This is a genomic window from Pseudomonas sp. NPDC090752 (assembly GCF_055584805.1).
The window spans coordinates 29,293-53,459 of record NZ_JBVJLI010000002.1 but is presented as its reverse complement, the minus strand read 5'-3'; the positions used below and the strand labels follow the sequence as shown (position 1 = coordinate 53,459).

Below are 24,167 nucleotides of genomic sequence, written 5' to 3'. Positions count from 1 at the left end.
CTGACTACCGGCGGCTATTTGATAGCACCAGACTAGGCGTGTACGCCGGGCACGTCTAATCGCTAGGGTCTATGCCTTGATAGACCGCGTCGATTGGTCGCAGTGGGGCGGGTGGGGCATTCTTGGCCTAGACTCCTTTCTCCGAGGTTTTCAGTCAACAAGGAGCGCGCTATGAGCCTGTTCAGTTTCGTGAAGGAAGCCGGCGAGAAGTTGATCGACCTGCTGACCCCTGGCAATGCCAATGCTGAAGAGCAGTTGAAGAAACACGTGGAAAGTGTTGGCCTGGGCAACCCAAACATCACCGCCACGGTAGAGGGTGACAAGATCATCCTCAAGGGCGAGGTGGCCAGCCAGGAGGAGAAAGAGAAGATCATCCTCGCCGCCGGCAATATCAATGGCGTGGCCAGCGTCGATGACCAGATCACTGTGACTGGGCCAGTCGTCAAGGCTGCACGGTTCGTAACCGTGAAAAAGGGTGACACGCTTTCGGCCATCTCCGTCGTCGTGTATGGCAACGCTGGCCAGTACAACAAGATCTTCGAGGCCAACAAGCCGATGCTCACGCACCCGGACAAGATCTATCCGGGACAGGTTTTGCGCATTCCCGAATGAGATCCACAGCCTGAACCGGCCTGTTCGCGGGGCAAGCCCGCTCCCACAATGATGGGTGTTGCCAGAACCATTGTGGGAGCGGGCTTGCCCCGCGAAAGGGCCATTACAGACCCTGCAGTAATTCCCGGTAATCCTCGACCGCCGCAAACTCCTCGGTATCCCGAGGCGCCGCCTGGCTGTCCGGTTGGCGCACTGCCAGTAAATGCCCCACGCCAAACCGCCGAGCACTGCGCAGAATCGCCAGTGTGTCGTCGATGAACAGACTACGCTGCGGCTCAAACCCGATATCCGCCTGCAACGCATCCCAGAACTGCGGGCTCTCCTTTGGGTAGCCATAATCATGCGAGCTGATCAGCCGTTCGAAATACGGCGCCAGTTCCACCCGCTCCAGCTTCAGCGACAGTGAATCGCGATGGGCATTGGTGATCATCACCACACGCTTGCCCGCCTGGCGGATCGCCGCAAGGAAGGTGTCGGCATCGGGCCGCAGGGCGATCAGGTCGGCGATTTCGCGTTTCAATTCGCGGATCGGCAGGTTCAGCTCGCGGCTCCAGAAGTCCAGGCAGTACCAGTTGAGGGTGCCGGCGTTGCGCTCGAACAGCGGTTGCAGCTCCATTTCCGCCATGGCCCGGCTCACGCCATGCAGCTCGGCGTAGCGCTGGGGCAGGTGCTCCAGCCAGAAGCGGTTGTCGTAGTGCAGGTCGAGCAGGGTGCCGTCCATGTCCAGCAGGACAGTATCGATGGCGGACCAGGGAAGAACAGGCATGGGAAACTCTCGTTCAGTCGGCAAGCCACGGTATAGTAACCCGTTCACGCCAAGGAGCCGCCCCATGCGCCAGAAACCCACCGTCCTCAGCCGCGAAATTGTCGCCAGCAGCCGCTTGTTCCGCGTCGAGGCCGTGCAGTTGCGCTTCAGCAATGGCACCGAGCGTACCTATGAGCGCCTGGTCGGCCGTGGCAACGGTTATGGCGCGGTGATGATCGTGGCCATGCTCGATGCCGAACATGCGGTGCTGGTCGAGGAATATTGCGGCGGTACCGACGAGTACGAGCTGTCGCTGCCCAAGGGCCTGATCGAGCCGGGCGAAGACGTGCTGGCGGCGGCGGACCGGGAACTCAAGGAAGAGGCCGGTTTTGGCGCGCGGCAACTGGAACACCTGACCGAGCTGTCGCTATCGCCAGGCTACATGAGCCAGAAGATCCAGGTGGTGCTGGCCACCGACCTGTACGAAGAGCGTCTGGAGGGCGACGAGCCCGAGCCGATGCGGGTCGACAAGGTCAACCTGCGCGAGCTTTCGGCGCTGGCCATGCACCCGCAGTTCACCGAGGGGCGGGCGTTGGCGGCGCTGTACCTGGCACGTGACCTGATGATCCAGCGGGGGCTGCTCGACGCATGAGCGACCAACAATTGATGCATGAAGCGGTAAAGCTGGCGCGCTTGGCAGGCGAGGCGATCCTGCCGTACTGGCGCGCCGATGTGGCGGTGACCCAAAAGGCCGATGATTCGCCGGTGACTGCCGCCGACCTGGCCGCGCACCGGGTCATTGCCGACGGCCTGCAGGCCCTGGCGCCGCATATCCCGGTGTTGTCCGAGGAAGACTGCAATATCCCGCTGGCAGAGCGCCAGGGCTGGCAGCGCTGGTGGCTGGTCGACCCGCTGGACGGGACCAAGGAATTCATCGCCGGTAGCGAAGAGTTCACCGTCAATATCGCCTTGATCGAGAACGGTGAAGTGGTGTTTGGCGTGGTGTCGATGCCGACCAGCGGGCGCTGCTACTTCGGTGGCCGCAACTTGGGCGCCTGGCGCGCAGAGGCGGCCGGTCATGCCCAGCCGATCCAGGTCCGTAACGCTCCCCCCGCCGCTGGCCGCTTCACCGTGGTGGCCAGCCGTCGCCATTCCAGCCCGCAGCAGGAAGCGCTGCTGGCTGGCCTAGGCGCCGCGGTCGGCGAGCTTGAACTGGCCAATATCGGCAGTTCGCTGAAATTCTGCCTGCTGGCCGAAGGCAGCGCCGACTGCTACCCGCGCCTGGCGCCGACCTCACAGTGGGACACCGCTGCCGCCCAGGGCGTGCTGGAGGGCGCGGGAGGCGAAGTGATCGACTTGGAAGGTCAGCCGTTCCGCTACCCGCCCCGCGAGTCGCTGCTGAACCCGTTCTTTCTGGCGTTGCCCAAGGATGCCGCCTGGCGCCCTGCGTTCCTGAAGCTGATCTAAGCACCTGCGCAAATCCTGTGGGAGCGGCTTTAGCCGCGAAGCAGGCAACTCGGTGGATGGCACCGGCTTCGCCGTGTTCGCGGCTGAAGCCGCTGCCTCAGGGGATTGCTGCAAGCCGTGTCAGCGGTGCAGGACGTACTGGCCGCTGAACGTGACGGCGGGCTCGTCACTGCCAGCGTTGCTGACCGTAGTTTCCAGCGTCAGCCGCGCACGGCCCCGGCGCTGGTACATCGTCACGAAACGTTCCCAGGTTTTGTCGTCCGGCGCCGCACAGCGTGCCACCGCCGTACCGGTCACCGGCAGCGGATAGCTGATCTGGCCTTCCTGGATGACGATATGCCCGTCATCAATGCCGAGCTCGCGCAGGCGCAGGTGCAACCACCCCCAGCCTACCAGCACGGCAGCACAATAAAGGCTGCCGCCGAACATGGTGCTCTTGTGATTGACGTTGGCGGCCAGCGGCAACTGCAGGCGCAGACTCATGCCTTGCCAATCGATGACTTCCAGGCCCATCTCGCGGGTCAGGGGGATATCACTGTGCAGCACCGACTGCAGGTATTGGCTATCGCTGTTCATGGCGGTTGTCCTCATGGTCGTCTGGCCCGCTGTTGCCGCCATCAAAATTGAGGCCGTGCTTGCGCAGTTTGTCGTGCAGGGTCTTGCGCGGGACGCCGAGGGCCTCGGCCAGGCTGCGCATGGAGCTGTGCGGTTGGGCCAGTTCGGCGGCGATCAGTGAGCGCTCGAATTGCTCGACTTGTTCGCTGAGGTTGCCCAGCGAGATGGGCGCCGAGGGAGCCGAGGCGGCGGGGGCCTGGCTATCGAGGGCCAGTTCCAGGCCCAGAGCAAAGCGTTCTGCGGCGTTTTGCAGTTCACGCACGTTACCGGGCCAGCCATGGCGAAGCAGCATGGCCCGTTGCGCCGGCTGCAGGCTGTGCGCCGGCAGGCCATGGCGCTCGCTGGCGGTGTCGGCGAAATGCTGGAACAGCACCAGGATGTCGTCACCGCGCTCGCGCAACGGCGGGATGCGCAACGGCGCGACATTCAGGCGGTAATAAAGGTCGGCCCGGAAGCGGCCCTGGTCGGCGCAGGTGCGCAAGTCTTCCTTGGTCGCGGCGATGATGCGGATGTCCAGCGGGATCAGTTGGTTGCCGCCCAGGCGCTCGACCACCCGCTCCTGCAGCAGGCGCAGCAGCTTCACCTGCACGTCCAGGCTCATGCTCTCGATTTCGTCGAGGAACAGCGTGCCGCCATTGGCGAACTCGAATTTGCCGATGCGGCGCTTCTGCGCACCGGTGAAAGCGCCGGGTTCATGGCCGAACAATTCGCTTTCGACCACCGACTCGGCCAGCGCGCCGGCATTGATGGCCACGAATGGGCCGTCACGGCGGCTGGACAGGTCGTGCAGGGCGCGGGCCACCACTTCCTTGCCAGCGCCCGTCTCACCGAGGATCAGCACGTCGGCGCGGGTGCCGGCCAAAGCGCCGATCTGCTCGCGCAGGCGTTGCATGGCGGGCGAATGGCCGACCAGGCGAGTGGCCAGTTGCTGGCGGTCGCTCAGGGCCAGGCGCAGGCTGCGGTTGTCCAGCACCAGCCGGCGCAGGGCCAAGGCGCGGCGCACGCTGTCGAGCAGGGCATCCGTGGCGAAGGGCTTTTCCAGAAAATCATAGGCGCCTGCACGCATGGCTTGTACTGCCAGCGGCACATCGCCGTGGCCAGTGATCAGCAGCACCGGCAGTTCGTTGTCGCGACCGTGCAGTTGTTCCAGCAGTTGCAGGCCGTCGATGCCGGGCATGCGGATATCGCTGACCACCACACCGGGCCAGTCGGGCTCGATGCGCTCGGCCAGGCCCTGGGCGTCGGCCAAGGCGACTACCTTGAGGCCGGCCAGGTCCAGGGTCTGGCTCAGGGCCTGGCGCAGGTGTGGGTCGTCGTCGACCAGCAGCACCTGGGCTTGGCTGTCGATGTAGGTCTCGGTCGTCATGCCGAGGGGTCCTCCGAGGGTTGCAGGTTGGCGCCAGGCGCGGCCACGCGAAGTTGCAAGGTCAGCAGGGCACCGCCTTCCGGGTGGTTGGCCAGCAGCAGCTCGCCACCGAGCGCACGCATCAGGCTTTCGCAGATGGCCAGGCCCAGGCCGAGGCCCTGGGTTCGGGTCTTGGTGGTGAAGAACGGCTCCTTGGCATGCTCCAGAGCCTGGCGGCTGAAGCCTGGGCCGTTGTCGCGGATGAACAGGTAGACGAAATCATCGCGCTTTTCGGCACTCAGCCACAGGCGGCGCGGGTTGGCCTTTTCGGTCAACGCATCGAGGGCGTTGGCCAGCAGGTTGCCGAGCACCTGGCGCAGACGGGTTTCGCCGGCCTGTACCCACAGGGTGGCATCGGGCAGGTCGCGGACCAGCTCCACGGCCATGGCCCGGCGGCGCTTGGCCAGCAAGGCCAGGGCGTCGTCCAGCGCTGGCTGCAGCGCCACGCTTTCCGGGGCGTGGCGATCGCGGCGAGCGAAGGCGCGCAGGTGGGCGATGATCGAGGCCATGCGCCCGGTCAACTCGCCGATCAGCTTGAGGTTGCCGCGGGCATCCTCGGTGCGCTGGTGGTCAAGCAGGATCTCGGCATTTTCTGCATAGCTGCGGATTGCGGCCAAGGGCTGATTGAGTTCGTGGCTGATGCTCGCCGACATGGTGCCGAGCACCGACAGCTTGCCGGCCTGCACCAGCTCGTCCTGGGCACGCACCAGTTCCTGCTGGGCGCTCTCGCGCTCCAGCACCGCGCTTTTTAGCCGGGTATTGAGGCCTTCGAGGTCGGCGGTGCGCTGCATCACACGGTTTTCCAGCTCCTGACGGCCACGGGCCTCGAAGTCGATGCGGTCGATATAGTGCCGGCGCCGCTGCATCACCAGGCCGGCCAGCAGCATCAGCACCAGCAGCGTACCGCCGCCGATGGCCATGACCGTCTGCACCGAACGGTCGACCAGCAGGCGCGGCGCGAGGATGCTGACTTGCCAGCCGGTCTCCTTGATGTCGCGGGTCTGGGTTAGCCAGGCATCCTGGTTGAGCACCAGTGGCTGCGGCGCCTGGGTCGGGTAGGGTTGGATGGCGATGATCGCCTGGCGCTCGGCCTCTGTCAGCTCGCGGGTGGCGCGGAAACGCCAGTCTGGCCGCGAGGTGAGAATGACCACCCCATTGTGGTCGGTCAACAGCAGTTGCTCGGGGGTTCGGCCCCAGAGGGTTTCGGTGTGGTCGAGGTCGACCTTGACCACCAGCACGCCGACGATACGCTCGCGGTCGCGCACGGCGGCGGCGAAGAAGTAGCCGCGCTTGGCCGAGGTGGTGCCCTGGCCGAAGAAGCGCCCAAGGTGCCCGGCCATGGCTTCGTTGAAGTACGGGCGGAAGGCGAAGTTGCGCCCGACGAAGCTGTCGTGCTTGTCCCAGTTGGAGGCGGCCAGGGTGTTGCCGCTGACATCCATCAGGTACATCACCTCGGCACCGGTCTGCTGGACGATGTCCTTGAGCAGGCGGTTGGCGTTGGTTACCGCTTCGAGCTTGAACGGGTCGTCCAGCACGCCGCGCAGCGCCGGCAGGTCGCCGAGGATCTGCGGCAGGGTTTCGTAGCGGTGCAGGGTACCGAGCAGGTTGGCCACGTACAGGTCGAGGGTCTGGCGGTTCTGCGAGGCCAGTTCGTCCTGGTAATAGCGTTCGGCAAGGTGGTGCAACGGCCACAGCAACGGGGCCAGGCACAGGGCCAGCAGGGCAAGGCTGCGCCAGCGGGGACGGCGAGGGTGCGTGGGTTTTGCAATCATTGCGAAAATGCGCCAGTGGAGTCTGGCGCAATTATGCGCTACTTGAGGCAGCCAATCCTCATGGGAACAGGTCGGCGTCTTTCAGCAACGCGCCAGCCTGGTCCTTGGCCGACAGCAGTGGCGCTTCCACGCCCCAGTCGATGGCCAGTTGCGGGTCGTCCCAGCGGATGCAACGCTCGGCGGCAGGGTTGTAGTAGTCGGTGGTCTTGTAGAGGAAGTCAGCCGACTCGCTCAGTACCACGAAACCATGGGCGAACCCTGGTGGAATCCAAAACTGGCGGTGGTCTGCGGCGCACAGGCGGGTCGCGACCCAGCGGCCAAACGTGGGTGAACTGCGGCGAATATCCACGGCAACGTCGAGTACTTCACCCTGGGTCACACGGACCAGTTTCCCCTGGGGGTTGTCGATCTGGTAGTGCAGGCCACGGAGCACGCCGCGCTGAGAGCGAGAGTGGTTGTCCTGGACGAAGCGGGCGTCAAAACCGGTTTGCCTGGCGAATTCGCGGGCATTGAAACTTTCGAAGAAAAAGCCGCGGTCATCGCCGAAGACTTTTGGTTCGATGATCAGTACATCAGGGATATCGGTTGCAATTATGTTCATGGTGATTATCTGACCCGTGTACTCAGGGGACCGTACCAGTCTCGTTGAATTTAGCCCGCCTTGGCCTGTTGCAGCCTAGATTGCCATCATGACTGCGCACGGACGCACAAACATCATTTCATCTTTGCCACTTGTGTATCGGCCTGGGCAGTGGCGAGATAAGCAAAAAAGTAAAAGAGGTTTCATCTTCATGCCCCTGCGCACCCTGATTCAGCGTTCCAGCCTGCCCAGCCCCTCGCTCAGCGAAGCCCAGGCGCATGCCTTGCTGCAGGCCCATTACGACCTGGTTGGCAGTTTGTCGGCGTTGGGCAGCCAGCAGGACCTCAACTTCCGCTTGGACACGGGGCAAGCGCGGTTCGTGCTCAAGGTTTGCCATGGCAATTATGCCCAGGTGGAGTTGGAGGCGCAGCATGCGGCGCTGGCCTACCTGGGTGAGCAGGGGTTGCCGGTACCTGCGGTACGTACGGCCCGGGACGGCCAGGATTTGCTGGCGCTGAACATCGACGGGCAACCGCTGCGCGCACGCCTGCTGGATTATATAGAGGGTCAGCCGCTGACGCGCCTCAAACACATGCCGCCCCGGTTGATGGCCGAACTGGGCGCACTTTGCGCCCGCGTCGACCAGGCCCTGGCCGATTTCGACCACCCAGGCCTGGCGCGCACCCTGCAATGGGATCCGCAGCATGCCCAGGCACTGATCGAGCATCTTCTACCGGTGTTACAGGATGCTGGCCAGCGCGCCCGTGTCGGGCAGGCCACTCGCCTGGCCGCCGAAAAGCTTGCACCGCTGGTCGGGCAACTGCCGAGCCAAGCCGTGCACCTGGACATCACCGACGACAACGCGGTGTGGGCTCGAGACAGCGAACGTCAATGGCAGCTTCAAGGCGTGATCGATTTCGGCGACCTGCTGCGTACCTGGCGTATCGCCGACCTGTCGGTCACCTGCGCGGCACTGCTGCACCATGCTGAGGGAGACCCGTTGCGCGTCCTGCCGGCAGTTACCGCCTACCAGGCTATAAATCCATTGAGCGAAGCCGAACTACGCGCCCTGTGGCCACTGGTGCTGAACCGTGCCGCCGTTCTGGTGCTGAGCAGCGAGCAACAATTGGCAGTGGATCCTGGCAACCAGTACACCCGCGACAATATCGCCCATGAGTGGGAGATCTTCGACACCGCTACCGCCGTGCCTTTCGCCCTGATGGAAGCCGCCATTGTGCAGGCAGCGGGTCTTGAGCCGTGCGCGCCTGACCTGGCCGACCTTGCGCCGTTGCTCCCGGACTTGGCCGGGCAGGGTGTTGCCCAGGTCGATATGGGCGTACTCAGCACACACTGCGAAGCTGGAAATTGGCAGCAACCTGGCTTCGATCAGCGCCTGCTGACCGCACAGCCGGCGCCTGCGTGCAGCCTGCATGGGCAATACCGCCTGTCACAGACACACATCGACCGCCCCGAAGAGCCCGCCACCTGCGCCCTGGGCGTCGAGTTGCACGTAGCCAACGGTACCGCGCTGCAAGCCCCTCAAGCAGGTACCTGGCAGCGCCAGGGCGATGGTCGCGGATGCCTGCGCACGGCCCAATGGGCCTTGTGGCTTAGTGGCCTGGAAGATGCCCCGGCAGACGGCCAGGCCGTGGCCAAGGGGCAGGCGTTGGGCAGCAGCTGTGGCTTCCTCAGTGTTCAGTTGTGCCTGGACGGCGCGCTCCAGCCGCCGTTCTTTGCCACGCCTTCGCAAGCTGCCGCCTGGCTGGCGCTCTGCCCGTCACCGGCAGCGCTGCTAGGTTTCGACTGCGATGCCGAGCCGCTGGCCGACCCGCAGGCCTTGCTGGCCCGCCGCGACGCCAGCTTTGCCCGTTCGCAGAAACACTACTACGCACAGCCGCCGCACATCGAACGTGGCTGGCGTAATTACCTGTTCGACATGCAAGGCCGCGCCTACCTCGACATGCTCAACAACGTCGCGGTACTCGGCCATGGCCATCCGCGCATGGTGGCCGAGTCGGCGCGCCAGTGGTCGCTGCTCAACACCAACTCACGTTTTCATTACGCCGCCATCGCCGAGTTCTCCGAACGCTTGCTCGAGCTGGCGCCGGCCGGTTTCGACCGGGTTTTCCTGGTCAACAGCGGCACCGAAGCCAACGACTTGGCGATCCGCCTGGCCTGGGCCTACAGTGGGGGGCGCGACTTGCTCAGCGTACTGGAGGCCTACCATGGCTGGTCGGTGGCCACGGATGCGATTTCCACCTCGATCGCCGACAACCCGCAAGCCTTGCAAACCCGGCCGGACTGGGTGCACCCGGTCGAGGCGCCGAACACTTTCCGTGGCCGCTATCGCGGCGCCGACAGCGCCGGCGACTACCTGCGCGACGTCGATGCCAAGCTGGCCGACCTCGACGCCCGTGGCCGTCAGCTGGCCGGCATGATCTGTGAACCGGTGTACGGCAATGCCGGTGGCATCTCGCTGCCGCCAGGCTACCTGCAGGATGCCTATGCCAAAGTGCGTGCCCGCGGCGGTGTGTGCATCGCCGATGAAGTGCAGGTCGGTTATGGCCGCCTGGGCGAGTACTTCTGGGGCTTCGAAGAGCAGGGCGTGGTACCCGATATCATCACCATGGCCAAGGGCATGGGTAACGGCCAGCCACTGGGCGCTGTGATCACCCGCCGCGAGGTCGCCGAGGCGCTGGAAGCGCAGGGTTACTTCTTCTCTTCTGCAGGCGGCAGCCCGGTCAGTTGCCGTATCGGCATGGCGGTGCTGGATGTGATGGAAGAAGAGGGGCTGTGGCAAAACACCCGCGAAACCGGGCGTTACTTCAAAGCGCGCCTGCAAGCGTTGGTCGACAAACATCCGCTGGCAGGTGCTGCACACGGTTCGGGCTTCTATCTGGGCCTGGAGCTGGTGCGCGACCGCGAGACGCTGGAGCCGGCTACCGAAGAAACCATGACCTTGTGCAACCGCCTGCGTGACCTGGGCATTTTCATGCAGCCGACTGGCGATTACCTGAACATCCTCAAGATCAAGCCGCCGATGTGCACCACACGGGCGAGCGTGGACTACTTTGTGAACAGCGTGGATCAGATTTTGTCCGAAGATCTGTAAGCTCAGGAATGCCGTGTATGCCGATTGTTATCGGTAAGCGCGGCATTTTTATTGACCGTTCGGATTAATCTAGCTTTTAAAGCCGATATATATCGGTTATAAAACCGAAATTCAATTGACCATCGGCCTAGGGCCTTTGCAGAGGTTAACCATGAAAACCCTCAACTCCACCCCCCGCGCCGACGGTTTCCACATGCCTGCCGAATGGGCACCGCAAAGCCAGGTGTGGATGGTCTGGCCAGAGCGTGCAGACAACTGGCGTCTGGGTGGCAAGCCTGCCCAGGCTGCCCACGTGACCTTGGCCAAGGCCATCGCCCGTTTCGAGCCGGTCACTGTGGCGGTATCCGCCGGCCAGTACGAAAACGCCCGTCGCCAGCTCGACCTGCCGAACATTCGCGTAGTTGAAATCAGCAACGATGACGCCTGGGTGCGCGACACCGGCCCAACCTTCGTGATCAACAACGCGGGCGAAGTGCGCGGTGTGGACTGGGGCTTCAACGCCTGGGGTGGCTTCGATGGCGGCCTGTACGCGCCATGGAACCGCGACGAGGAACTGGCGGCCAAGGTCATGGAAATGGAGCGCTGCCAGCGCTACCACACCGAAGGCTTCGTGCTGGAGGGCGGCTCGATCCACGTGGACGGTGAGGGCACCCTGATCACCACCGAAGAGTGCCTGCTCAACCGCAACCGCAATCCGCACCTTAACCGCGAGCAGATCGAAGACATTCTGCGTGAGCACCTGGCCGTCCAGACCATCGTCTGGCTGCCGGATGGCCTGTACAACGACGAAACCGATGGCCACGTCGACAATTTCTGCTGTTACGTCAGCCCAGGCGAAGTGTTACTGGCCTGGACCGATGATTCCAACGACCCCAACTACACGCGTTGCCATGCTGCCTATGAGGTGCTGAAAAACAGCCGTGATGCCAAAGGCCGCGAGTTCGTGGTGCACAAGATGCCAATCCCGGGGCCGCTGTTCGCCACTGAGGAAGAGTGCGCCGGTGTCGACCACGTGGCCGGTAGCCAGGAGCGCGACCCGTCGGTGCGCCTGGCCGGATCCTATGTGAACTTCCTGATCGTCAACGGTGGCATCATTGCGCCGAGCTTCAATGACCCGGCGGATGCCCAGGCTAGAGCGATCCTGGCCAAGGTCTTCCCTGACCATGAAGTGGTGATGATTCCAGGCCGCGAACTGCTGCTGGGTGGGGGCAACATCCACTGCCTGACCCAACAGCAACCGGCACCGGCCAAGCGCTGAGACAACGCCGCAAAATGAGGCCCGTCAGATGACGGGCCTTTTTTTTGCGGCGACATCCAGTCCGCCGAAATGGCATATGTTTTGTATTGTTTTCAGGGAGTTAACCCGGACAGGTCGGTCATGCCGTTCTGTAACAATCGCGAAGTAGATTAGCCGCTCACGGGCACCAGGAGTACGTGTAGACATGAACGCAGCAAGTGAGACGGCTTTGCGCCCATCGGCAGTGAATCACCAATCGCTCAGAACCTTGACGCAGTGGTTGAAACACCATGGAGGCAAACGGGTCAGGACGACCGACCCACGACGTCTGCTTGACGGCCGCTATCCCCAAGGGCTGATCAGCGATGCGGAGCTGGAAGCACTGCTGGGTGTGTGGCACTGACAGGTGTCAGTGCCGGCCCCTTCGCGGGCAAGCCCGCTCCCACAGGTAGCCCACCGAGCCTGAGAGCTGTGGGGCACCTGTGGGAGCGGGCTTGCCCGCGAAGAGGCCAGAACAGCCAGCAAAAAAATCAGAAGCTATAGGTACCGGTCACCACCAGGCTACGCGGATCACCAATCTGAATCTGCGCCGCACTGGTAGCCGAGCTGTAATACGTCCTGTCAGTGATGTTGCTCAGCGCCGCCCGCACATCCCAGTCATGCGTACGGAACCCGGCCAGCGCATCCCAACGCCCATAACCCGGCATCACCGTGGTGTTCTGGTTGTCGGCATAGCGTTCACCCACCAGCGTCAAACCGGTCTCGGCGTACCAGCCCAGCTCCGGCTTCCAGGTCACGAACAGGCTGCCGTTGCGCTTGGCCACATCGTTGATGCGATTGCCTTCCAGCCCGTTGTTGTCCTTGACGATGGTTGCGTCCTGCAAACCGATACCGCCACGAACGTACCAGTTGCCAACAATGTTGCCGGTTGCGGTCAGCTCGATCCCGCGTGAGCGCTGCAGCCCGCTCAGCAGGGTGATTTCCGGGTTGTTCGGGTCACGCGTGCGGCGGTTGTACAACTCAAGTTCATAAATGGCGAAGGTGGTGGTCAGGCGCTCGTCGAACCAGTCGCTCTTGACCCCGATTTCTTTCTGCCGGGTCAGTTCGGGGCCGGTGTCGTTGGTGTTGCCCGGTGCGCCTGGGGTAATGCCGATCAGGCCGCCGCCGACGGGCGAGAAGGTCTTGCTCCACGACGCGTAGAACGAGTGGTCGCGCCACGGTGTATAGACCACGCCCAGGCGCGGGCTGGTGGTAGTGCTGTCCTGCTTTTCGGACAGGTTGCGGACCTTGTTGGTGGTCTCCACCTCGAACTGGTCGAAGCGCACACCGGCCAGAATCTGCCACTGATCGTTGAGGCGGATCTGGTCCTGCAGGTACAGACCACGGCTGTCGACCACGGTGTGGTTGTCGCTCGATACGACCATGCGGCCGGTGTGCTGCAGGTCGCGATTCGGGTTGTTCAGGTCCAGGCTTGGTACCGGGCGGCCACCGGCCGAGACCGCAGCGGCGGTGTACAGCGTCGGGTCGCGGCGCTGGTTGCCGAACTCCAGGCCCAGCAGCAGTTTGTGCTCCAGGCCCCAAGTGGCGAAGTCGCCCTCGGCTTCCAGGTTGTTGAACAGGTTGCGGGTGTTCAAGTCCTGCTGCCAGCGTTGGCGGGTGACCGAGTTGTTGCTGGCGTTGTAGCCCGTCAGGTAGGTGTTGTCGAACTCGCTGTCGAGCTTGAACAGGCCGAGGGTATGGCGCAGTTGCCAGGTGTCGTTGAGCTGGTAGTTCAAGCGCGAGCGCAGCGATTGTGCACGATCGTCGATGAAATCGCGCTGTGTATCGCCATAAGTGGTGCTGCGGCCGACATCGGCCGGACGCCCGTTGACCCCAGGGATGCCGCGGTCGGGAGTACGGTTGTAGCGGCTGTACTCGTACTGCACCAGCCAGTTCAGGTCGGGTGTGAGCTGCCAGCTCATCGACGGGGCGAACAGCTGGCGGCTGCCATCGATGCCATCGCGGAAGCTGTTGTTATCCTGGTTGCCCATGTTCAGACGCAGGCTGACGGTGTCGCTGGGGTCGGCGCTGAGGTCGGCATACAGGCTGCGCAAGTCCTCGCTGCCACCCTGGGCTTCGATGGAGGAGCGGCGGCCCTGTTCCGGCGCCTTGCTTACCCGGTTGATGATACCGCCCTGGCTGCCACGGCCATACAGCACGGCGGCCGGGCCCTTGAGCACTTCGACCCGCTCGATATTGTGCAGGTCGCGAATGTACTGGCTGTCGTCGCGGATGCCGTCCAGGTAGAAGTCGTTGCTCGCTTCGAAACCGCGGATGCGCACGCTGTCGAATCGCGTGTCGGCACCACTGCTGACGTTGGGAATGCCTTCGAGTGCCTTGCCCAGCGAGTCGCTGCCGTAGTCCAGGACATTGCGGGTTTTCACCGTGTCGATGGCCTGGGGCACATAGCGCACAGGTGTCGAGGTGCGGGTTGCGGTACTGACCTCCTTGACCCGTGGAGTTTCTTCTTCGCGCTCGCTGTCGGCGGTCACCGACAACTCGGGCAGGGTGGTGGAGGCGGCACTGGCCAGGCTGGCGCTGAACAGCAGCGACAGCCCTAAAGTGAGGGGTGAAAGGCGGCAGGGGGCACGCATGGAAGCATCCGGACCTAAGGCAGGTGATAAAGAGGCGCGAATGGTAATGCTTGTTATTTGCTGTTGCTTGGCTATTTGTAAAGACTCGTCTTTACATAGGTAACACTTTGTAACTAGTCGTTTGGCAGTGGGGCGCGGCCGGAAAATTATCCGGTGCGTCAGTTCGACACATCTTACAAGAGACAAAAACCCCACTGATGGCGCGAACGTGCATGGAAATGCCCTTCACATGCCGGTTATTTTGGTTATATCGACCTGCATTTCACGACTTTTTGACATTTGTAATCGCACACGGCTAGGATTCGGCCAACGCCTGATGGCCATGACCTGGCCATGCTGCTGCACAAGGCCCGCCACGCAACCCACGGCGGCCTTTCAGTTGGATCCGCATAGCGTCGAACCTACGAAGGGGCGTTGGTTCCTGGCGTCATATTGCAGAGCGTTTTTGATTAAGAAATAAGGAAAAGAACAACATGTTGAAAACCAGGATCAGCCTGGTCGCCCTGGCGATGATCGCCGCGACCCAGGCACAGGCCAACGAGCAGGCCGACAGCAAGGGCTTCATCGAAGACAGCCACGCAAACGTTTTGCTGCGCAACGCCTACATCAACCGTGACAAGAAGCACGGTACCGATGACCAGATCGAATGGGGCCAGGCGGCCATCGCTAACTTCTCCTCTGGTTTCACCCAGGGCACCGTCGGTGTCGGCGTTGACGCCTTCGGCCTGTACGCTGTGCGTCTGGACGGCGGCAAGGGTCACAACGGCGGCGCCGGTGTCGACTTCTTCAAGCCGGGTAACACCAAGAACGCGGACCAAAACGCAAGCGGCCCGCACGACCTGGCCCGCGCTGGTGCAGCCGTGAAGTTCCGCATCTCCAACACCGTGCTCAAGTACGGTGACCAGATGCCGACCCTGCCAGTGCTGAACTACGACGACGGTCGCCTGCTGCCAGAAAGCTTCACCGGCACCCTGATCACCTCCAAGGAGATCGAAGGCCTGGAGCTGAACGCCGGCCGCTTCACCCAGGAAGCGCGCAAGAGCGCCGAGCGTCGTGACGGTGGCGGCCTGAAGTCGATCAACGTCTTCGGCGGCAGCTACAAGTTCACCGACAACTTCACCGCTTCGCTGTACACCGCAGACAACGAAGACGTGATGAAGAAGCACTACCTGGGCTTGAACTACGTCTTCCCGATTAACAGTGAGCAGTCGCTGACCCTGGACTTCAACGGCTACAAGTCGGACATCGACAAGAAGTATGTTCAGGCAGCTGGACTCAACGGCGACTCCAACACCATTTGGAGCCTGGCTGCGACCTACGCCTACGGCCCGCACTCGTTCACCCTGGCGCACCAGCGCAGCACCGGCAGTACCGGCTACAACTACGGCTGGTACCAGAACGAAGGCGGCGTGGGTGACGGTGGTTCGACCATCTTCCTGGCCAACTCCTACTGGTCCGACTTCAACGCCGAAGACGAGCGCTCCTGGCAGCTGGGCTACGGCCTGGACTTCGGTGCCTACGGCATCCCGGGCCTGACCTACAAGCTGGCCTATGTGGTGGGTGACAACATCAACACCCGTAAGGTCGGCGCCCCGCAAGGCTTCGGCGAAGGTAAAGAGCGCGAGATCTTCAACCAGATCCGTTACGTCGTTCAGGAAGGCCCGGCCAAGGACCTGTCGATCAAGCTGCGCAGCTCGTTCGTTCGCACCAACAACGCTGTACAGCAGAACGGCTATTTCGACGACGGCAACGAAGTCCGTGTATTCGTCGAGTACCCGATCAGCATCTTCTGATACTGATCCCGTGTACCGAGCAGCCCCGGCCTAAGCCGGGGTTGTTTCTTTCCGGCGTACCGCTGGCGCCGGTTTCGAAGCTGTTTCCCCCATCTCCGGTGCAAAGCTATCGCTACGCGCCATCCGCCACATCCGCGCATAGAACTCGCTCGCGATCGAGCCACTGAGCAATTCGCCGGGCTTGAGGAACGTATGCACATCCGAAAACAGACTGATCTGACTGGAGCTGATGCGTCGCGCCAAGTGCTTCGGCTTGAGCTCGGACGGGTGTTCCAGGCCGGCGGCGGCGAGCATCTCGGCCAGGGCATGCAGGGTGTTGCGGTGGAAGCTGGCAACCCGCTCGGCCTTGTCCGGCACCACCAGCGCGCGCTGGCGCGGCTTCGCCGGTGTTCGCGGCTGAAGCCGCTGCCACTGGGCTCCCGATGAGCATTGGAACTACTGAGTTAGCCGATCAGCAGCACGCTTACGCGTAACCCTCCACCGTCGCGGTTCACAAGCATCAGCTCACCGCCGTGGCTGGCGGCAATCCGTTGGGCAATGCTCAACCCCAATCCATACCCCCCAGACGCCTGGTTGCGCGACCCTTCACCGCGCACGAACGGATCTGTAATGGTCGCCAGCAGCCCTGGGTCGATGCCTGGCCCGACGTCGTCGATATGGATGAACACGACCGTAGTGGTGCGCTCCAGGGTGACGGAAACATCCTCGGCATAGCGCAGTGCATTGACCAACAGATTTTGCAGGCAACGCTGCAGCAGCAAGGCATCGACCCGCAGGCTGCCAGCCTTGCCCTGCACCGGCAGCGGCTCGTCGGCGCTGGCAAGGTCCGCGCACAGCCGGGCCACCAACCGGTCGACATCGACCTGCTGCAGGTTCTGTTGCTCCCCCGCGCGCAGGTAATCCAGCACCTGGCCGATCATGTCGTCCATCTGCGTGATGTTCTGCCGCAAACGCTCGCGGTGGTCATCGTCAGGCAGGCGTTCCAGACGCAGGCGCATGCGAGTCAGCGGGGTGCGTAAATCGTGGGATACGGCAGCGAGGAAATAGGCTTTGTCGTTGACCATGGCGATCAGCCGTTGCTGCATGGCGTTGAATGCCTGGGCAGCCTGGCGCACTTCTTCCGGGCCATCCAATGCCAGCGGAGGCTGTTCCAGGTTGGCACCCAGGCCGCGTGCGGCATCGGCCAGGCGCCGCAGTGGGCGCAGGCACAGGCGTACCGCGATCAGGCAGACCAGCAGCACCGCGACGATGCGCAGTGCGTACACTCGCAGCAGGTAATCGCTGATCAGCACCCAGGCCGACTCGCCACTCCAGCCTTGTAACTCCTGGCCGTCGATGCTCAGCCAATGGCCGTCGGCCAAGGGCACGGCGAACTGGATATGCGCCTGGGCGGTGCGCAAGCCGAACAGGCTGCGCCAGACGATCGGCTGGCCGAGCTCGTCAGTCAATTGCACCTTGAGCAGTCGAACTTCCTGGGCATGGCCTATTTCGTACGTGAGCGCCTGCTGAAGTAACAACTCGACCCGACGTCGCCCACGGCGTTGGTCTTCCTCCACGGCTGGCACGTCGTCGGAACAGCGCACTTGATAGTGTGCCGGTAGTGGCAGCGACCCAGCATGGCAATTGGCGTAGGCAATCAGCGGCGCGCTGCGTGCGGCCATCAACCTGACGGGGGCCTCCAACACCTGAGCGAAGCGCACATCGAACCAGATGCTGCTGGACATCAACTGAATCACCAGCGTGCCGCTGACCATGATCAGCAGCAGTTGGCCAAACAGGGTGCGCGGCCACAACCGCCTAAGCCAGCGCACCTCAGCCGGCCGTTTGAGCGCGGGCCATGCTCAGCAAGTAGCCTTCGTTGCGGATGGTGAGGATCTGCACACCGCCACCCGGCGCGCGGCGCAGCTGCTGGCGCAGGCGGCTGATGCACATGTCCACCGAGCGGTCGTCGGGGAGGTGGTCGCGGCCGAACGCGCTGCGCGTCAACTGGTCACGTGAGACCACGCGGTTGTTGGCTTCCAGCAGTTCACGCAGCACCCGGTAATCGGAGCGTGGCAGGGTCAACGCCTGGCCATCGGGGTGGGTGAGCAGGCGCTTGACGTGGTCGAGGCTGAAGCCGGCAAAGCATTGCGCATCGTCGGCGAGCGCTTCGGCGGCAACCTCAAGACGCTGGGGGCGGCGCAAAACCGCCTTGATGCGGGCAATCAGTTCGCGCGGCTCGAACGGCTTGGCCAGGTAGTCGTCGGCACCCACTTCCAGGCCGATGATGCGGTCCAGCGTGCTGCCCTTGGCCGACAGCATGATCACCGCCAAGCCCGGGGTTGCCTGAAGCTGTCGACACAGACTCAAGCCATCCTCGCCCGGGAGCATCAGGTCCAGCACCACCAGCTCAACCTTGTGTTGGGCCAGTTGCTCGCGCATGCCCTCGCCACCTGCCGCAGCCAACACCGTGTAGCCGGCATCGCTCAAGTAATCACAGAGAAGTTCGCGGATCTCGTCGTCATCATCGACAACCAGCAAGGTCGTGCTCATGGCTAAAAACACCTGTTCGGGAGGGCTGGCAGCGCTCGTTACGTTCAATTACATGCCCGTACAAGCCGGGCATGGAGCGCGGAGGGCGGATGCCTAGAATCGTAACAAAAAATCATCTGCAAATACGAAGCCTTCCCAAATGAAACCTCACAGCCTCACGATTCACCCGCTTGCCTGGTTCGTTGCACTGGCCGTCAGTGGCGGTGCCATGGCCGCCGACAATCAACCCCTGGAACTGGATGCCACCCAGATCGATGACAGCGCGCTGCTGTCCGCGGATGAGACCGGCCAGCTGGGTTACACGGTGGAAAGCACGCGCAGCTCCACCGGTCTCAAACTGACGCCGCGCCAGACACCGCAGTCGGTCACCACCGTTACCCGTCAGCAGCTGGACGACCGCGCCATCCACAGCATCGAACAGGCCCTGGACACCACGCCGGGCGTGAGCACCACCAAGTCCGAAGTCGGCGGGCGTACCGACTTCCGTGCCCGAGGTTACTCGATCAGCAACTGGAAGGTCGATGGATTGCAGTTCCAGGGTGGCTCGGACTTCAGCGGCGGCGGTAATGCTTTGAACATGGACCTGTACGAGCGCATCGACATCGTCCGTGGCGCCAACGGCCTCCTCGGCGGCACCGGCGACCCGTCGGCCACCGTCAACTTGATTCGCAAAGCCCCGACCAAGACCTTTGGCGGCAGTGCGTATGCCACCTACGGCAGCTGGGACAAGCGCCGCCTGGGCGCTGACCTGAACCTGCCGCTGTCCGAGGACGGCCGCTTGCGCTCGCGCTTCGTGATGACCCAGGGCGATGCCAACTCGTTCCGTGACAACCAGTCCGAACGCTCGCGCGCGGCCCTGGCCAACTTCGAATTCGACATCGACGACGCCACCACCCTCGGCGCCGGCTACCAGTACGAATACAACAAGGTCGTTGGTGGCGGCTGGGGCGCCAACATCCCGATCTGGTACCGCGACGGCAGCACCACGAACCTGCCGCGCAGCACCAACGTGGTACCGAGCTGGAGCTTTGGCGAATACACCACCCGTACCGCCTTCGGCTCCCTGGTGCACCACTTCGACAACGACTGGACCCTCGACCTGAAAGCCGCCCAAAGCACCAGCGAGGCGCTCAACCACCGCGGTCTGGCCAAGGTCAACTCGGCCGGGCGCGGCAGCTATGGCGGCTACTGGGACCAGGATGGCAGCGGTGCGGTGCTCAACGGCCTGCACAGCTCCAGCGACACTACCCAGCAGTCGGCGCAGTTCGACCTGTCCGGGCCCTACCAGCTGTTTGGCCGCACTCACCAGGCGATGGTCGGCTACAACGACAGCCGCACCGTGGCCTGGTCGCCGGAGTACAGCTGCACGATGGTCGGTGACGACCGCGTCAGCGCACCCTCGGTGGGCTGCCAGTTCCGCGCCAACAACGGCTTCCCGGTGACCAACTGGCACAACGGCGTGGACAGCGACTACGACATGCTTGCCTCGCGCACCGGCCGCCACAGCAAGACCACTACACGCTTGCAGGGCATGTACGCGGCCACCCGCCTGAGCATTACCGACCCGTTGTCGGTGATCGTCGGCATGCGCACCACCGATTATTCGGCCACCACCCGCAATGTCAGCGGCGTGCGCAGCAATCAGCAGAACAGCGGTATCGTCACGCCGTACCTGGGCGTTGTGTACGACCTCAACGACACCTACTCGCTGTACGCCAGCTACACCGACATCTTCAACCCGCAGACGGCCGAAACCGAGAGCGGCACCAAGGTCGAGCCGATCCGCGGCAAAAGCTACGAGACCGGTATCAAGGGTGAGTGGCTGGATGGCCGCCTGAATGCCTCGGCGGCGTATTTCCGCACTCAGCAGGAAAACAAGGCGGTGCTCGACGACGGCCTGACCACCCCAACGGGAGGGGATGCCTACAAGGCCGGTACTGGCCAGGAAACCGACGGCATCGACCTGGAAATCGCCGGCGCCCTGACACCGAACTGGAATGTGTATGCGGGCTATACCTACCTGCATTTCCGTCGCGTCGACAGCGATGGGCGCAGTGACCCGTCGCACCTGTTCAAGGCTTCCACCACCTATCGCCTGTCGGGCCCGCTCGATCGCCTGACCTTGGGTGCAGGCGTGAAGGCGCAGACCAACATCCGCGCAATCTCAAGCCCCGCAGGGCAACCTGTGAATGGTGTAAGTGGGGGCTCGACGGATGTGAATTGGTCGGGTTATGCGATCTGGAATGCCATGGCCAAGTACCAGGTGACCGACGATACCTCGGTCAGCCTCAATGTCGACAACCTGTTCGACAAGCATTACTACACCCAGTACGGGTTCTATGCGGGGGCGATTTATGGAGATCCGCGGAGCATGTCGCTGACGGTCAATACGGCGTTCTGACCCTGGATTTTACCCCTTCCCTGTAGGAGCGGCTTCAGCCGCGAAGCAAGCGACGCGGTGGATGGCACCGGCTTCGCCGGTGTTCGCGGCTGAAGCCGCTCCCACGGTTTCTTCCTCCAGCGTACCGAAACTATCCCAATCCTCCCCGAACAACTCGACCGGATGCATGGTCCGGTCCGCCCCGTTGCCACACGCCAGCGCCTTGGCCGGGCAATAAAGATCGCACCCCCAGCAGATGCGCTCCGGGTGGCTGGGGTTATGGGGGAATTTCTTGGCCATGGCATGCCTCCAGCAGTCGCCGTCTGACCCCAGACTATGCCTGCCACTCCCACCAGGCTTGATCGAAATCAAGCTTTGCTGCATCTACCCCCAGGTGTACCTCCTTCGAGGAATGTGACAAGCAGCCAACCTGGCACAGGCTGCGCGCTGTCATTCAGAGGAGGGTGCCAACATGGCTCACCTTGCACTCAGCGACTTCCAGGCACTGCGCATCGCCGTGCTGACCATCAGCGACACCCGCACCCCGGCCACCGATGGCTCCGGGCAAACCTTGGTCGATAGCCTGCAGGCAGCCGGGCACATCCTCTACGAGCGGGCACTGGTGCCCGACGACATCTGGCAGATCCGGGCGCGGCTATGCGCCTGGGTCGCCGATCCTCACGTGCAGGTGGTGCTGCTCACCGGTGGCACCGGCTTTACCGCCCGTGACAACACGCCCCAGGCCGTTGAGCCATTGCTGGACAAGCACGTGGAAGGGTTTGGCGAGCTGTTCCGGCAGGTTTCGCTGGCGCAGATCGGCACCTCGACGATCCAGTCCCGCGCCCTGGCCGGGCTTAGCAATGGCACCCTGGTATGCTGCCTGCCGGGCTCCCCGGGTGCCTGTCGCACCGGCTGGGACGAGATCTTGCACAAGCAGCTCGACTGCCGCACCACGCCGTGTAACTTCGTACCTCACCTCAAGCAATTGCCCGAGCATGCCGTGGCGGCCTGCGGGAGCCGCGCATGAATGCCTGTGGCTGCAGCCTCGACAACCTGCGCCCGGTCGATCAGGCCATCGCCGAATTGCTGGAGCAGGCACCCCGGCCTCCGGCGGCGGAACGGCTACCGTTGGACATGGCCCTGGGCCGCATCCTCGCCGATGACGTGTTGGCGCCGCGCCCCAGCCCAGCGTGGGACAACAGCGCCATGGACGGCTACGCCCTGCGCGCCGCCGACCTGCCTGCAGAAGGCGGCTACCTGCCGTTAGCGGGGCGCATTGCGGCTGGGGATGCGGCGCTCGAAGAGTTGCCAGAGGGCCATGCGGTGCGCATTTTCACTGGCGCACCTTTGCCATCCGGCGCCGACAGTGTGGTGCCGCAAGAGCACGCCAAGGCCTGTGCCGGCAGCGTCTGGCTGCCGGCCTGCTGGCCTGGCGACCATGTGCGCCGTTGTGGCGAAGAATTTCGCCAGGGCGCCCGTTTGCTGGAGGCCGGGCAACGCTTGCGCCCTGCCGAGCTGGGCTTGCTTGCCAGCCAGGGTATCGCCTCGGTAGGGGTGTACCGGCCGCTGCGGGTCGGCCTGCTGAGCACTGGCGATGAACTCTGTGCACCGGGCGATGTGCTGCGCCGTGGCCAGATCTACGATGCCAACACCCACAGCCTGGCTGCAGCACTGCGTGGCTGGCAACTGGACGTCGGTGAACTCGGCCACCTGACGGATAATCCCCAGGCGTGCCGCGAGACATTGAGCAAGGCCGCCGCCGACTGGGATGTGATCATCACCTCGGGTGGGGTGTCGGTGGGCGAGGAGGATCACCTCAAGTCTGCGGTCCAAGCGCTGGGTGATCTGCGCCTCTGGCGCCTGGCGATTCAGCCCGGCAAGCCATTCGCTTACGGCCGGGTCGGGACTACTCCGTGGCTTGGCCTGCCGGGCAACCCCGTCGCCGCGCTACTGTGCCTGCAGGTGGTGGCCCGGCCATTCCTGTTGCGTGCCCAGGGCCGCCGCGATGTGTTGCCACGGGCCATGCCGGTGGTCGCCAATTTCGACTGGCCACGGGCCAACCTGCGGCGCCAATACCTGCGCGCCTGGCTCACCTCGACGCCAGCAGGCCTGCGCGTGATCCCCAACGCCTGGCAAGGCTCGGCCATGCTCAGCGGCATGTGCAGCGCCGAAGGCCTGGCCGTGATCGAGGCGAATCGCACCTTGCGCGCCGGCGAGACAGTCGACTTCATCAGCTTCGACACTCTGGCGGCCTGAGCTGCTTTGCACAGGAGACAACACCATGCACCTGGTTTGCCCGGCAGGTAGCCTGCCTGCGCTCAAGGCCGCGTTGCAGCACGGCGCGGACGCCATATACGTGGGCTTTCGCGATGACACCAATGCCCGGCACTTCACCGGGCTCAACCTCGATGAACGGCAGCTGGAGATTGGCCTGGCATTGATCCATGAGCAGCGCCGGCAGCTGTATGTTGCCGTCAACACCTACGGCCAGGCACAGGGCTGGTCGCGCTGGCAGCGTGCCGTCGACCAGGCCGCTGACCTTGGCGTGGACGCGCTGATTGCTGCAGACCCCGGCGTGCTGGCCTACGCTAGCCGGCGCCATCCCAACCTGAACCTGCATCTTTCTGTGCAAGGCTCTGCCACCAACCCGGCGGCCTTGTCGTTCTACCACCAGCGCTACGGCATTCGTCGCGCCGTGTTGCCGCGGGTACTGTCGTTGGCCCAGGTGCGGCAGGTGGCCGAACGCAGTGAAGTGCCGCTGGAGGTTTTCGCCTTCGGCAGCCTGTGCATCATGGCCGAAGGCCGCTGCCACCTGTCGTCTTACGTCACCGGCGAGTCGCCCAACCTCTGCGGCGTCTGCTCGCCGGCAAAAGCGGTGCGCTGGAGCGAAGATGCCGAGGGCCTCAGCGCGCGTCTGGGCGGAGTGCTGATCGACCGCTATGCGCCTGAAGAGCGTGCCGGTTACCCGACCCTGTGCAAGGGCCGCTTCGTGGTCGAGGGCCAAAAGTTTCACGCGCTGGAAGAACCCACCAGCCTCAACACCCTCGACCTGATCCCGCAACTGGCGCAGCTGGGGATTGCCGCTGTGAAAATCGAAGGCCGCCAACGCAGCCCGGCGTATGTCGAGCAAGTGACGCGCGTGTGGCGCCAGGCGCTGGACGCCCATGCCCGGGAGGGCAGCGGGTTCGCTGTGCAAGCGCAGTGGCGCAAGGTACTGGCGCAATTGTCCGAAGGCAGCCAGACGACGCTGGGTGCCTATCATCGAGCCTGGCAGTGAGGTGCCT

At 63.6% G+C, this 24,167-nt stretch carries 20 protein-coding genes and 1 pseudogene; 11 read left to right on the top strand and 10 right to left on the bottom strand.

Features of this window, described 5'->3' with window-relative positions; translation table 11 throughout:
• Positions 1–171 precede the first annotated feature (171 nt).
• Positions 172–612, top strand: a complete 441-nt coding sequence (gene lysM, locus ACZ6YA_RS03255; protein WP_465895406.1) for a peptidoglycan-binding protein LysM — start codon at positions 172–174, stop codon at positions 610–612.
• A gap of 103 nt (positions 613–715) precedes the next feature.
• Here lysM and yrfG read toward each other — a convergent pair whose 3' ends face one another.
• Positions 716–1,378, bottom strand: a complete 663-nt coding sequence (yrfG, locus tag ACZ6YA_RS03250) for a GMP/IMP nucleotidase (protein ID WP_465895404.1) — start codon at positions 1,376–1,378, stop codon at positions 716–718.
• A gap of 64 nt (positions 1,379–1,442) precedes the next feature.
• On the opposite strand from yrfG, the gene nudE reads away from it, so the two are divergent.
• Positions 1,443–2,009 (top strand): ADP compounds hydrolase NudE, encoded by a 567-nt coding sequence (gene nudE / locus ACZ6YA_RS03245; RefSeq protein ID WP_465895403.1) that lies wholly within the window; start codon positions 1,443–1,445, stop codon positions 2,007–2,009.
• Complete coding sequence (gene cysQ / locus ACZ6YA_RS03240) at positions 2,006–2,824, top strand: 3'(2'),5'-bisphosphate nucleotidase CysQ (RefSeq protein WP_465895400.1); 819 nt, start codon at positions 2,006–2,008, stop codon at positions 2,822–2,824. The genes nudE and cysQ overlap by 4 nt, the downstream gene beginning before the upstream one ends.
• 120 nt (positions 2,825–2,944) lie before the next feature.
• Here cysQ and ACZ6YA_RS03235 read toward each other — a convergent pair whose 3' ends face one another.
• Genes ACZ6YA_RS03235 through rfbC form a run of 4 tightly spaced genes read right to left on the bottom strand, consistent with a single transcriptional unit; the run spans position 2,945 to position 7,217 of the window.
• Positions 2,945–3,400: a thioesterase domain-containing protein gene (locus ACZ6YA_RS03235; RefSeq protein ID WP_465895399.1), complete on the bottom strand. Its 456-nt coding sequence runs from the start codon at positions 3,398–3,400 to the stop codon at positions 2,945–2,947.
• Positions 3,387–4,805, bottom strand: a complete 1,419-nt coding sequence (locus tag ACZ6YA_RS03230) for a sigma-54-dependent transcriptional regulator (RefSeq protein ID WP_465895398.1) — start codon at positions 4,803–4,805, stop codon at positions 3,387–3,389. The genes ACZ6YA_RS03235 and ACZ6YA_RS03230 overlap by 14 nt, the downstream gene beginning before the upstream one ends.
• Positions 4,802–6,616, bottom strand: coding sequence for a sensor histidine kinase (locus tag ACZ6YA_RS03225; RefSeq protein ID WP_465895395.1), 1,815 nt, complete (start codon positions 6,614–6,616; stop codon positions 4,802–4,804). Before ACZ6YA_RS03225 ends, ACZ6YA_RS03230 begins: the two co-directional genes overlap by 4 nt.
• A 58-nt stretch (positions 6,617–6,674) precedes the next feature.
• A complete protein-coding gene (gene rfbC, locus ACZ6YA_RS03220) occupies positions 6,675–7,217 on the bottom strand; it encodes a dTDP-4-dehydrorhamnose 3,5-epimerase (protein WP_465895393.1) in 543 nt (180 codons plus the stop codon).
• A gap of 190 nt (positions 7,218–7,407) precedes the next feature.
• On the opposite strand from rfbC, the gene ACZ6YA_RS03215 reads away from it, so the two are divergent.
• The 3 genes from ACZ6YA_RS03215 to ACZ6YA_RS03205 all read left to right on the top strand — a co-directional run bounded on the left by ACZ6YA_RS03215 (position 7,408) and on the right by ACZ6YA_RS03205 (position 11,948).
• Positions 7,408–10,308 carry an aminotransferase gene (locus ACZ6YA_RS03215; RefSeq protein WP_465895392.1) on the top strand — a complete coding sequence of 967 codons (2,901 nt, stop codon included), beginning with the start codon at positions 7,408–7,410 and terminating at the stop codon, positions 10,306–10,308.
• A gap of 151 nt (positions 10,309–10,459) precedes the next feature.
• Complete coding sequence (gene aguA / locus ACZ6YA_RS03210) at positions 10,460–11,566, top strand: agmatine deiminase (RefSeq protein ID WP_465895391.1); 1,107 nt, start codon at positions 10,460–10,462, stop codon at positions 11,564–11,566.
• Between the two features lie 184 nt (positions 11,567–11,750).
• The gene (locus ACZ6YA_RS03205; RefSeq protein ID WP_465895390.1) at positions 11,751–11,948 is read left to right on the top strand and encodes a hypothetical protein; all 198 of its coding nucleotides are present in this window, start codon (positions 11,751–11,753) and stop codon (positions 11,946–11,948) included.
• Positions 11,949–12,075: 127 nt separating this feature from the next.
• On the opposite strand, the gene ACZ6YA_RS03200 is transcribed toward ACZ6YA_RS03205, so the two are convergent.
• Positions 12,076–14,178 (bottom strand): TonB-dependent receptor, encoded by a 2,103-nt coding sequence (locus ACZ6YA_RS03200; RefSeq protein WP_465895389.1) that lies wholly within the window; start codon positions 14,176–14,178, stop codon positions 12,076–12,078.
• 473 nt (positions 14,179–14,651) lie between these two features.
• Here ACZ6YA_RS03200 and ACZ6YA_RS03195 point away from each other — a divergent pair, with 473 nt between their 5' ends.
• Positions 14,652–15,971 carry an OprD family porin gene (locus ACZ6YA_RS03195; protein ID WP_465895388.1) on the top strand — a complete coding sequence of 440 codons (1,320 nt, stop codon included), beginning with the start codon at positions 14,652–14,654 and terminating at the stop codon, positions 15,969–15,971.
• Positions 15,972–16,001: 30 nt separating this feature from the next.
• Here the strand turns inward: ACZ6YA_RS03195 and ACZ6YA_RS03190 are convergent.
• The 3 genes and pseudogenes from ACZ6YA_RS03190 to ACZ6YA_RS03180 all read right to left on the bottom strand — a co-directional run.
• Positions 16,002–16,346: pseudogene (locus tag ACZ6YA_RS03190) on the bottom strand (FMN-binding glutamate synthase family protein); the annotation flags it as partial.
• 68 nt (positions 16,347–16,414) lie between these two features.
• Complete coding sequence (locus tag ACZ6YA_RS03185) at positions 16,415–17,782, bottom strand: ATP-binding protein (RefSeq protein ID WP_465895387.1); 1,368 nt, start codon at positions 17,780–17,782, stop codon at positions 16,415–16,417.
• Between the two features lies 1 nt (position 17,783).
• A complete protein-coding gene (locus ACZ6YA_RS03180) occupies positions 17,784–18,503 on the bottom strand; it encodes a response regulator (protein WP_465895386.1) in 720 nt (239 codons plus the stop codon).
• 139 nt (positions 18,504–18,642) lie between these two features.
• On the opposite strand from ACZ6YA_RS03180, the gene ACZ6YA_RS03175 reads away from it, so the two are divergent.
• The gene (locus tag ACZ6YA_RS03175) at positions 18,643–20,904 is read left to right on the top strand and encodes a TonB-dependent siderophore receptor (RefSeq protein WP_465895384.1); all 2,262 of its coding nucleotides are present in this window, start codon (positions 18,643–18,645) and stop codon (positions 20,902–20,904) included.
• A 9-nt stretch (positions 20,905–20,913) separates the two neighbouring features.
• Here ACZ6YA_RS03175 and ACZ6YA_RS03170 read toward each other — a convergent pair whose 3' ends face one another.
• Positions 20,914–21,183, bottom strand: a complete 270-nt coding sequence (locus ACZ6YA_RS03170) for a DUF3079 domain-containing protein (protein WP_465895382.1) — start codon at positions 21,181–21,183, stop codon at positions 20,914–20,916.
• Between the two features lie 172 nt (positions 21,184–21,355).
• Here ACZ6YA_RS03170 and moaB point away from each other — a divergent pair, with 172 nt between their 5' ends.
• The 3 genes from moaB to ubiU are packed head-to-tail and all read left to right on the top strand — an operon-like array spanning position 21,356 to position 24,160.
• Positions 21,356–21,910, top strand: a complete 555-nt coding sequence (gene moaB, locus ACZ6YA_RS03165; protein ID WP_465895380.1) for a molybdenum cofactor biosynthesis protein B — start codon at positions 21,356–21,358, stop codon at positions 21,908–21,910.
• On the top strand, positions 21,907–23,139 hold the full coding sequence (locus ACZ6YA_RS03160) for a molybdopterin molybdotransferase MoeA (RefSeq protein ID WP_465895378.1): 1,233 nt from the start codon (positions 21,907–21,909) through the stop codon (positions 23,137–23,139). Before moaB ends, ACZ6YA_RS03160 begins: the two co-directional genes overlap by 4 nt.
• Positions 23,140–23,164: 25 nt before the next feature.
• Positions 23,165–24,160, top strand: a complete 996-nt coding sequence (gene ubiU, locus ACZ6YA_RS03155; protein ID WP_465895376.1) for a ubiquinone anaerobic biosynthesis protein UbiU — start codon at positions 23,165–23,167, stop codon at positions 24,158–24,160.
• Positions 24,161–24,167 lie beyond the last annotated feature (7 nt).

Excerpts from the sequence above, each read along its gene's own strand:
- lysM (WP_465895406.1), top strand. The coding sequence starts at position 172 with ATGAGCCTGTTCAGTTTCGTGAAGGAAGCCGGCGAGAAGTTGATCGAC.
- yrfG (WP_465895404.1), bottom strand. The coding sequence starts at position 1,378 with ATGCCTGTTCTTCCCTGGTCCGCCATCGATACTGTCCTGCTGGACATG.
- nudE (WP_465895403.1), top strand. The coding sequence starts at position 1,443 with ATGCGCCAGAAACCCACCGTCCTCAGCCGCGAAATTGTCGCCAGCAGC.
- cysQ (WP_465895400.1), top strand. The coding sequence starts at position 2,006 with ATGAGCGACCAACAATTGATGCATGAAGCGGTAAAGCTGGCGCGCTTG.
- ACZ6YA_RS03235 (WP_465895399.1), bottom strand. The coding sequence starts at position 3,400 with ATGAACAGCGATAGCCAATACCTGCAGTCGGTGCTGCACAGTGATATC.
- ACZ6YA_RS03230 (WP_465895398.1), bottom strand. The coding sequence starts at position 4,805 with ATGACGACCGAGACCTACATCGACAGCCAAGCCCAGGTGCTGCTGGTC.
- ACZ6YA_RS03225 (WP_465895395.1), bottom strand. The coding sequence starts at position 6,616 with ATGATTGCAAAACCCACGCACCCTCGCCGTCCCCGCTGGCGCAGCCTT.
- rfbC (WP_465895393.1), bottom strand. The coding sequence starts at position 7,217 with ATGAACATAATTGCAACCGATATCCCTGATGTACTGATCATCGAACCA.
- ACZ6YA_RS03215 (WP_465895392.1), top strand. The coding sequence starts at position 7,408 with ATGCCCCTGCGCACCCTGATTCAGCGTTCCAGCCTGCCCAGCCCCTCG.
- aguA (WP_465895391.1), top strand. The coding sequence starts at position 10,460 with ATGAAAACCCTCAACTCCACCCCCCGCGCCGACGGTTTCCACATGCCT.
- ACZ6YA_RS03205 (WP_465895390.1), top strand. The coding sequence starts at position 11,751 with ATGAACGCAGCAAGTGAGACGGCTTTGCGCCCATCGGCAGTGAATCAC.
- ACZ6YA_RS03200 (WP_465895389.1), bottom strand. The coding sequence starts at position 14,178 with ATGCGTGCCCCCTGCCGCCTTTCACCCCTCACTTTAGGGCTGTCGCTG.
- ACZ6YA_RS03195 (WP_465895388.1), top strand. The coding sequence starts at position 14,652 with ATGTTGAAAACCAGGATCAGCCTGGTCGCCCTGGCGATGATCGCCGCG.
- ACZ6YA_RS03180 (WP_465895386.1), bottom strand. The coding sequence starts at position 18,503 with ATGAGCACGACCTTGCTGGTTGTCGATGATGACGACGAGATCCGCGAA.
- ACZ6YA_RS03175 (WP_465895384.1), top strand. The coding sequence starts at position 18,643 with ATGAAACCTCACAGCCTCACGATTCACCCGCTTGCCTGGTTCGTTGCA.
- ACZ6YA_RS03170 (WP_465895382.1), bottom strand. The coding sequence starts at position 21,183 with ATGGCCAAGAAATTCCCCCATAACCCCAGCCACCCGGAGCGCATCTGC.
- moaB (WP_465895380.1), top strand. The coding sequence starts at position 21,356 with ATGGCTCACCTTGCACTCAGCGACTTCCAGGCACTGCGCATCGCCGTG.
- ACZ6YA_RS03160 (WP_465895378.1), top strand. The coding sequence starts at position 21,907 with ATGAATGCCTGTGGCTGCAGCCTCGACAACCTGCGCCCGGTCGATCAG.
- ubiU (WP_465895376.1), top strand. The coding sequence starts at position 23,165 with ATGCACCTGGTTTGCCCGGCAGGTAGCCTGCCTGCGCTCAAGGCCGCG.